Origin of the sequence: Frankia sp. AiPs1, assembly GCF_023716945.1 — a bacterium.
Lineage (GTDB): Bacteria > Actinomycetota > Actinomycetes > Frankiales > Frankiaceae > Frankia.
In genome coordinates this window covers 1-2,731 of sequence record NZ_JAMQQF010000698.1, presented here as the reverse complement: position 1 = coordinate 2,731, position 2,731 = coordinate 1, and the positions used below count along the sequence as shown (strand labels likewise).

General features: G+C 74.0%; 2 protein-coding genes. One reads left to right on the top strand and one right to left on the bottom strand.

Annotated elements, in window-relative coordinates; all coding sequences use genetic code 11:
* Positions 1-649: 649 nt before the first annotated feature.
* Positions 650-1,261 carry a mycofactocin system transcriptional regulator gene (gene mftR / locus ND748_RS29560; RefSeq protein ID WP_251749481.1) on the bottom strand — a complete coding sequence of 204 codons (612 nt, stop codon included), beginning with the start codon at positions 1,259-1,261 and terminating at the stop codon, positions 650-652.
* A 173-nt stretch (positions 1,262-1,434) separates the two neighbouring features.
* Here mftR and ND748_RS29555 point away from each other — a divergent pair.
* The coding region (locus ND748_RS29555; RefSeq protein ID WP_251749479.1) for a mycofactocin system FadH/OYE family oxidoreductase 1 at positions 1,435-2,731 on the top strand (1,297 nt) is incomplete at its 3' end.

The window sequence follows — 2,731 nt, the reverse complement described above, 5'->3', positions numbered from 1 at the left end:
GCTGTGCCGGCCTTGGCTGTGCCGGCCTTGGCTGTGCCGGCCTTGGCTGTGCCGGCCTTGGCTGTGCCGGCCTTGGCCGCGGTAGATCCTTCGGTGGCGGTCCTGCCGGTGCCGGTCTTTGCAGTGGACGTCCTCGGCTCGCCAGAGCCGGGCGTAGAGGCGCCGGAGGTGGCAGAGCCGGACGTGGCCGAGCCTGCGCCGGTCGTGCCTGCGCCGGTCGTGCCTGCGCCGGTCGTGCCGAGGGAAGTCGCGCCGGGGGAGGTGCCGGCCGAACCGGCCTGCGATGCCGACGCCCCCGCGGACGTCGGGGCCGGCCGCGAGCCGCCGTTGCCCGACGAGGAGGCATCGCCGGCAGCTGAGCCCGAGGGAGACTGGGAGGTCGGGTTGACCGAGGTCCCGGCAATGGTGCTCTCGCTGGTACCAGCACTGCTCGGTCCGGCGCCGTTCCTGGAGCTCGTGCTTGCCATGGAGCGCTTCCTCCCCGCCAACCAGCCGGCCTTTGACTCCGAGGAGTCATCGGACTGCGTCGATGGGTGCACAGCCTCGCAGCTACGACGCCAAAGCGCTAGCGCTCATCGCAACACTGTGACTACTTTTCGTCGCGACGCGCGCGGGCGGATCACCGCCCGGCGGTATGGCCACGCGGCCTTCAGAAGGCCGCGAAACCGGTCGCAAGCAGCCCGAGCGCCTCGTCGAGGATCGCGACCAGGTCCGTGCCCTCAGCCAGCAGCCACTGCTCGTACGCGGTGACCGCGACCCCGAGGTGCGCGGCCGCGACCGCCTGCGGCGTCAGGGCGTCCGCCGATTGGCCGACCCGGCGGCCGACGAACTCGGCGATGACTTCGCGCCAGCTCGCGTAGCGCAACGTCGAGTGGGCCTGCAGAGCGGGCGTGCGCAGGATGAGCGTCATCCGGCGGCGCAGCCAGGCGCCCTCGGCGGGCGGATAGGTGTTGAAGTCGAGAATCGCCCGGCGCAGCACGGCAACCGTCGGTTCGCCCGCCGCGGCGGATGCCAGCGACGCGCGCATGACCTCGAGCTGGCCGTCGAAGTCGCCCCAGGGGACGTCGTTCTTGGAGGCGAAATAGCGGAAGAAGGTGCGCCGCCCGATCCCGGCCGCGCGGGCGATGTCGTCGACGGTGGTCTCCTCGAAACCACGCTCGGCGAAGATCTGCAGCGCGAGGTGTTCGAGCTCCGCCGCGCTGGTGGCGGGGCGGCGGCCGGCGCGTCGGCCGTCCGCGCCCATGGTCACAACGGGGGGCATCACTTGTTCCTCACCCCCTTCACTTCACTTGCGGCACCGAGTGCCATTAATGTCCGGGACGACGGACGACGGACGACGGGCGACGGGCGGTCGGCCGTCGGCGCCGGCACACCGGACCTGCTGACCCCGATCCGCACCCCACCTGCTACCCACCATCACCGTAGAGGAGAAGGATGCGGCCCGGGGAACCGGCGGGCGCGCCGCCCGTCCGCGCGGTGGTCCCACCCACCCTGCTGAGTCGGCCGATCGTGCTGCGCGGCGGGCGGCGGGCGCCCTCCCGGGTCCTGTTCGGACCGCACGAGACCAACCTGGGCCGGGGTCGGGCGCTGTCCGAACGCCATGTCGCCTACTACGGGCGGCGGGCGGCGGGCGGCGCCGGCGTGATCGTGACCGAGACCGCCTCGGTCAGCTCCGACGACTGGCCCTACGAACGGGCCCCGCTTGCCGCCGACTGCGGGCCCGGCTGGGCGGCGGTGGCCCAGGCGGTCCGCCCGCACGGAACCGTGCTGCTGGCCGGCCTGGGTCATGCTGGTGGGCAGGGGTCGAGCGCATGGTCGCAGCAGCCAATGTGGGCCCCCTCGCCGGTGGCCGATGTGGTGAGCAGAGAGGTACCCGCCGAACTGGACCGGGGCGCGATCGCGGGCATCGTCGCGGGCTTCGCCGCGGGGGCCGACCGGGCGGTGGCGGCCGGGCTCGACGGTGTGGAGATCGACGCCGGAGTGTTCTCCCTGCTGCGGCAGTTCCACTCGGGGTTGACGAACCGGCGGCCCGACGACTACGGGCGGGACCGACTCCGCCTGACCCGGGAGGTCCTCACGGCGGTTCGCGCGGCCATCGGCGACGCGCGGATCCTCGGCCTCCGGCTGTGCTGCGACGAGCTGGCGCCCTGGGCGGGCATCACCCCGGACCTGGCCGCCGGCCACGTCGACGCGCTCGCCGGCCTCGTCGACCTGCTCGTCGTCGTCCGTGGCGGCCCGTTCGCGACGGGCGCGTACCGGCCCGACGCGGCCACCCCACCCGCCTTCAACACCGATCTCGCCCGCCGGATGCGTCGCGCCGCCGCCGGCCGGGTGCCCATAGTCCTGCAGGGCAGCGTGGTGGCTGTCGCCGACGCCCAGCAGGCCCTCGACACCGCGGCCGCCGACGTCGTGGAGATGACGCGCGCCCTCATCGCGGAGCCGGGTCTGGTGGCACTGGTCCGCGCGGGCCAGGGCCACCGCGGGCGTCCCTGCGTGCTGTGTAACCAGGCCTGTCAGGTCCGGGATGTCCGCAACCCGGTGGTGAGCTGCATCGGCGAGCCCGCCAGCGGCCACGAGACCGTCGAACCCCTACCTTCCGGGCGCAGCGTGGCACCGGTGGACGTCCTCGTCGTCGGCGGCGGCCCAGCCGGGCTGGAGGCCGCGCGCGTGTTGGCCACCCGCGGGCACCGGGTCCGGCTCGCCGAGCGCGGTGCCCGGCTCGGCGGGACAC